Source organism: Pseudonocardia sp. McavD-2-B (assembly GCF_024124365.1).
Lineage (GTDB): Bacteria > Actinomycetota > Actinomycetes > Mycobacteriales > Pseudonocardiaceae > Pseudonocardia > Pseudonocardia alni.
Genome location: NZ_JAMXSG010000339.1, coordinates 1 through 5,271, shown reverse-complemented (window position 1 = coordinate 5,271; position 5,271 = coordinate 1). Strand labels below are relative to the sequence as shown.

The 5,271-nt window shown below is 72.9% G+C and carries 5 protein-coding genes and 1 pseudogene; 5 read left to right on the top strand and 1 reads right to left on the bottom strand.

The genetic code is table 11. From position 1 onward, the window contains the following. From NH602_RS27750 to NH602_RS27730, 5 genes and pseudogenes are all read left to right on the top strand, one after another. Positions 1–552: pseudogene (locus NH602_RS27750) on the top strand (hypothetical protein); the annotation flags it as partial. Beyond that, positions 549–2,513, top strand: coding sequence for a Stk1 family PASTA domain-containing Ser/Thr kinase (pknB, locus tag NH602_RS27745; RefSeq protein WP_179761471.1), 1,965 nt, complete (start codon positions 549–551; stop codon positions 2,511–2,513). The pseudogene NH602_RS27750 and the gene pknB, both read left to right, overlap by 4 nt. 20 nt (positions 2,514–2,533) lie before the next feature. Then, entirely contained in the window at positions 2,534–3,169 is a 636-nt protein-coding gene (locus NH602_RS27740) for an aminodeoxychorismate/anthranilate synthase component II (RefSeq protein WP_253069334.1), read from the top strand. Positions 3,170–3,376: 207 nt separating this feature from the next. Continuing rightward, a complete protein-coding gene (gene crgA / locus NH602_RS27735) occupies positions 3,377–3,637 on the top strand; it encodes a cell division protein CrgA (protein WP_020626195.1) in 261 nt (86 codons plus the stop codon). Between the two features lie 101 nt (positions 3,638–3,738). Continuing rightward, entirely contained in the window at positions 3,739–4,176 is a 438-nt protein-coding gene (locus NH602_RS27730; protein WP_253069333.1) for a PH domain-containing protein, read from the top strand. Between the two features lie 155 nt (positions 4,177–4,331). Here NH602_RS27730 and NH602_RS27725 read toward each other — a convergent pair whose 3' ends face one another. Further along, positions 4,332–5,216: a rhomboid family intramembrane serine protease gene (locus NH602_RS27725; RefSeq protein WP_253069332.1), complete on the bottom strand. Its 885-nt coding sequence runs from the start codon at positions 5,214–5,216 to the stop codon at positions 4,332–4,334. Between the last annotated feature and the right edge of the window lie 55 nt (positions 5,217–5,271).

Below are 5,271 nucleotides of genomic sequence, written 5' to 3'. Positions count from 1 at the left end.
ACCGGGCCGCACAGCGGCGGTCTCCCGGGGGGCCGTCGTCCGGGCGGGCCGCCCACCGGCCCCGAGGTCCCGGGGCAGCAGCGTTCGGCGCCGACGCGTCCGCCGGTGCGCCGCAACGCCTCCGCCGACCGGATGCCCGAGCAGCATCCGTCCGGCCCGCTCGACCTGGGCCCGAAGCGTTCCGGACGGGCGAAGGCGTGGCTGGCCGCCCTGTTCGTGATCCTGACCCTCGCCGCCGTCCTGCTCGCGGTGATGATCTTGAAGGGCCTCTCGCCCGACGACATGCGGCCCGGGTCGCTCGGCGTCGCGCCCGGTACCGTGGCGACCGCGGCCGGCCCCTCGGCCGGGTCCACGGGACCGGCGGTCCCGGCGGAGCCGTTCGCCGTCCCCCGTGCCCAAGATCGACCGGAGGTGCCCGGTGATGTCCCGGTGATCCCACCGAACGGTCGCTCCGGCGCACATGTCGCCCGTACGGGACCGACCGTGAGCGCCGACCGGCATGATGAGCACGCCTCCGACGGACTCGATGAGTACGGGAATCTGAACCGATGACGACACCACGACTGCTCTCCGAGCGCTACGAGCTGGGCGACCCGCTCGGCTACGGCGGCATGTCCGAGGTCCACCGCGGCCTCGACACCCGGCTCGGCCGGGACGTGGCGGTCAAGGTGCTGCGCGCCGACCTGGCCCGCGACCCCCAGTTCCAGCTGCGCTTCCGCCGCGAGGCGCAGAACTCGGCGTCGCTGAACCACCCGGCGATCGTCGCGGTGTACGACACCGGCGAGGTCGAGTCCGAGTTCGGGCCGCTGCCCTACATCGTCATGGAGTTCGTCGACGGGCAGACGCTGCGCGAGATCGTCAAGACCACCGGCCCGATGACCCAGCAGCGGGTCGTCGAGGTGATGGCCGACGTCTGCGCCGCGCTCGACTTCTCGCACCGGCACAACATCATCCACCGCGACGTGAAGCCCGCGAACGTGATGATCAACGGCGTCGGCGCGGTCAAGGTCATGGACTTCGGCATCGCCCGTGCGCTGGGCGAGGGCCAGAACGTCACCCAGACCGCCGCCGTCATCGGCACGGCGCAGTACCTGTCTCCCGAGCAGGCGCGCGGCGAGGCCGTGGACGCCCGCTCGGACGTCTACGCCGCGGGCTGTGTGCTGTTCGAGCTCCTGACCGGCGAGCCGCCCTTCACCGGGGACACCCCCGTCGCGGTCGCCTATCAGCACGTGCGGGAGGACCCCCGGTCTCCGTCCGAGCTCAACCCGTCGGTGCCCCCGGCGCTCGACGCGGTGGTGCTCAAGGCGCTCAGCAAGAACCCGGCCAACCGCTACCAGTCGGCCGCCGAGATGCGGGCGGACCTGGTCCGCGTGCGCAACGGCGAGCCGGTACACGCGCCGCTGGTCATGAGCGAGCACGAGCGCACGCACATGATGGCCCACGACGGCGCGACCCAGGCCATGGCGACGCGCCGGCTCGACGCGGGCGGCCCGCCCACCGGCCGGCACACGATGCCGCCGCACCACCCCGACTACGCCGACGACGAGGGCCGCGGGGGGCGGCGCAAGGCCCTCCTGTGGGTCGCGGCGCTCGCGGTCATCGGCCTGCTCGGCTTCGTCGGCTTCCAGCTCTTCTCCTCCTCGGGCCCGGACCAGGTGTCGGTGCCCGACGTGCTCGGCCAGTCCCCGGACCAGGCACGGCAGACCATCACCCAGGCCGGGCTGCTGTTCTCCCAGCAGGACCAGCCGTCGGACGTCGCACAGGTCGGCAAGGTCGTCCGGACCGACCCCGGCGGCGGCAACCAGGTCGCCGAGAACAGCCGGGTGACGGTCTACGTCGGCAGCGGGCCCGCCCAGGTCACCGTGCCGAGCGTGGAGGGCCTGTCCCCGGACGAGGCCGAGGCCAAGCTCCGGGAGGCCGGCCTGCAGGTCGGCGGCCGCACCGAACGCGACACGAGTGACTCAGGCCAGGTCGGCAAGGTCATCACCTCCGACCCGGGGCCCGGCCAGCAGGTCTCGGGCAACACCGCGGTGTCGCTGGTGGTGGGTCGCAAGCAGCAGACCGTCGCCGTGCCGGACGTGGCGGGCCAGTCGGCCGACGCCGCCCGGGCGACGCTGCAGAACGCCGGCTTCCAGTCGATCTCCACGACCGAGGTCGACAGCGGCGGCTCGGCGGGCCAGGCGGTCGGCACGAACCCGTCGGCCGGGACCCGGGTCGCGCCCGACCAGACCATCACGATCCAGATCAGCCGTGGGAACCAGAACCAGGTGCCCAACGTCGTCGGCCAGCGCGTCGACAGCGCGATCAGCACGCTGCAGGAGGCGGGGCTGAGCCCGTCGATCCGCCAGGTCGACGTCTCGGACTCCTCGCAGAACGGCGTCGTGCTGCAGCAGAGCCCGTCCGGCGGGTCCGAGGCCTCGAGCGGCCAGACCGTCACCCTCACCGTCGGCAGCTACTCCGGTGACAGCAGCAGCGACGGTGAGAACGGCAGCAACGGCTTCCCGTTCAACTGACGATTTTCCCGGGAGGGACCGTGCGCGTACTCGTCGTCGACAACTACGACAGCTTCGTCTACAACCTGGTCCAGTACCTGGCCCAGCTCGGTGCCGACCCGGTGGTCCGGCGCAACGACGAGGTCGAGCTCGACGAGCTCGACGAGGTCGGCGCCGTGCTGGTCAGCCCCGGTCCGGGGACCCCGGAGCGGGCCGGTCGCAGCGTCGAGGTCATCCGCCGCGCCGCGGAGCGCGGCACGCCCCTGCTGGGCGTGTGCCTCGGCCACCAGGCGCTGGCCACCGCCTGGGGCGGGGTCGTCGAGCGCGCGCCCGAGCTGCTGCACGGCAAGACCTCGGAGGTCTTCCACGACGGCACCGGTGTGCTCACCGGGCTGTCGTCGCCGTTCACGGCCACCCGCTACCACTCGCTGACGATCGCGCCCGACGGCCTGCCGTCGGAGCTGGAGGCGACCGGCCACACCGAGACCGGCCTGATCATGGCCGTGCGGCACCGGGAGTACCCGATCTCCGGCGTGCAGTTCCACCCGGAGTCCGTGCTGACCGAGGGCGGGCACCGGATGCTGGCGAACTGGCTGCGCCAGGCCGGCTACGACGTGCCGGAGGACCTGGTCGTACGGCTGTCCGACGAGATGGCCGGACTGGTCGCCGGGGTCTGATCCCCGGCCCCGCACCACCCGACGTCCCCGTGACGTGCGACGCCTGTGTCGCCGGTGCGACCCGGACGGCGAGGCGGTCGCGCTACCGTGGTGGCGGATCTGTCCGGGTCGCCACGTCCCCCCGACCACGGTGCCCCGTCGCAGGTCCCGCCCCCGGCCGGCGCACCGGCCGGACCCGTGTCCGACTCCGACAGGCGATGAGGTCAGATGCCGAAGTCGAAGGTCCGCAAGAAGGCGGCCTACACCCCGCCCCCGGTCAGCCGCACCCCGCAGAAGGTCGCGGGACCGACACACCCGGCCTACATCGCCGTCATGGTCGCGATGTGGATCCTCGGCCTGGCCTGGCTGGTGATCAACTATCTGGCCGGTCCGTCGATCCCGTTCATGCTGGCGCTGGGCAACTGGAACTTCATCATCGGGTTCTCACTCATCGTGATCGGCCTGCTGATGACGATGCGGTGGCGCTGACCAGCGGAAACACACGGATGTGAGTTGTCCACCATGTGGATGAAGCTTGTGGACAAGCTCACATGACCACACAGGGTGATCGACTTCGGTGGTCGACACCGGTGGGCGCGGTCGTCGTGCTCTGGGTGCTGGCGGTCGCCGCGACCGGCTGGTCGGTCGCGGTGCTCGTCTCCGGCGCGGACGCGGCGGGCGCGGTGGTCGCGGGCGTCGCGGCGCTGGGTCTCACCCTGGCCGCGGCATCGGGGACCCGTGCCCGGCCCCGGCTGGAGGCCGGCCCCGAGGGGCTGACCGTGCGCAGGCTGACCTGGACCCGGAACGTGCCCTGGGGGCGGGTGGACGACCTGCGGCTGCTGCGGACCCGCAGGCTGGGCCGCGAGTCGGTGCTGCTGGAACTGGAGCTGCGCGATGTCGACGACGGCGAGCGGCTCGTGATCCTCGGCCGGGCCGAGCTGGGCGCGGACCCGGTGGATGTGTTCGACGACCTCGCTGCCCTGCGCCCGGGCCACCGCCCCGGCGACGCGGGCCCACCCGGGCTCTGACCTGCCAACCGCACCTCGGCGAGCACCGGATCCGGCCCGCGGCGGCCCGGGTCGGCGGGCAGCCGCCGACATGGACCTCCGGGTCGTCCTGGCTCGGCGTCGACAGCCCTGAGCTGCATCTCGGCGCACGGGCCCGAGGTCGGGCCCGGCCCGCCTCAGACGCCTGCGGCCGCGAGCAGGCCCGCGGCGCGCACCCCGATCAGTACCAGCGCCAGCACGGCCAGCCCGGAGACCGCCAGCAACTGGGTCCGCCTGCGCTGCGGGGATCCCGTCCCGAGGTGAACCAGCGCAGCGGTGACCGCGGCGCCGAAGACGAGCCCGCCGAGGTGCCCCTGCCAGGAGATCCCCTGGATGCTGAGGCTGATCACGGCGTTGATCGCGATGACGGCGACGACCTGCCCGGTCGGCAGCTTCAGCCGCCGCAGCAGGACGAACAGTGCCCCCATCAGCCCGAACACCGCACCGGAGGCACCCGCGGTCGCCCCGACCGGGGAGCTGAAGAGCATGACCGCGGCCGCACCGCCGAGCATGGACACGCCGTACACGGCGACGAACCGGGCCCGGCCCAGGACCGTCTCGACCTCACGGCCGATGATCCACAGGGCGTACATGTTGAACGCCAGGTGCAGCGGGCCGATGTGCAGGAAGCCCGAGGTGATGATCCGCCAGTACTCGCCGTCGGCGACCAGGAGCGGGACGAGTCCCCCGGCGTCGAACAGCGGCGAGCGGAAGTTGGACATCACGCTGCCCGCCGTGACCGCGGTGAGCACGTAGACCACCACGTTGGCGACGATCAGACCGGGGACGATCACCGGCTTCCCGGTGCGGCTCGCACCGGCGACGTTGCGCCACCGCGGGGTCGTCCGCGCGCCCTCGGCGAGGCAGTCCACGCAGTGCTGGCCGACCGGGGCCGGCCGCAGGCAGTCGGGGCAGGCGGGCCGGTCGCAGCGCGAGCAGGCCAGCCCGGTGGGCCGGTCGGGGTGCCGGACGCGTGCGGCCCGCTCGGCCTCGTCCGCGCTGGGGGTCCATCCGGCACTCATGCGCGACCCTCGCTTCCTGGACGGTTCGTGCCCGGTCGGTGTTTCACGTGAAACG

Bases quoted from the DNA above. Each gene is read 5' to 3' on its own strand.
- pknB (WP_179761471.1), top strand. From the start codon at position 549: ATGACGACACCACGACTGCTCTCCGAGCGCTACGAGCTGGGCGACCCG.
- crgA (WP_020626195.1), top strand. From the start codon at position 3,377: ATGCCGAAGTCGAAGGTCCGCAAGAAGGCGGCCTACACCCCGCCCCCG.
- NH602_RS27725 (WP_253069332.1), bottom strand. From the start codon at position 5,216: ATGAGTGCCGGATGGACCCCCAGCGCGGACGAGGCCGAGCGGGCCGCA.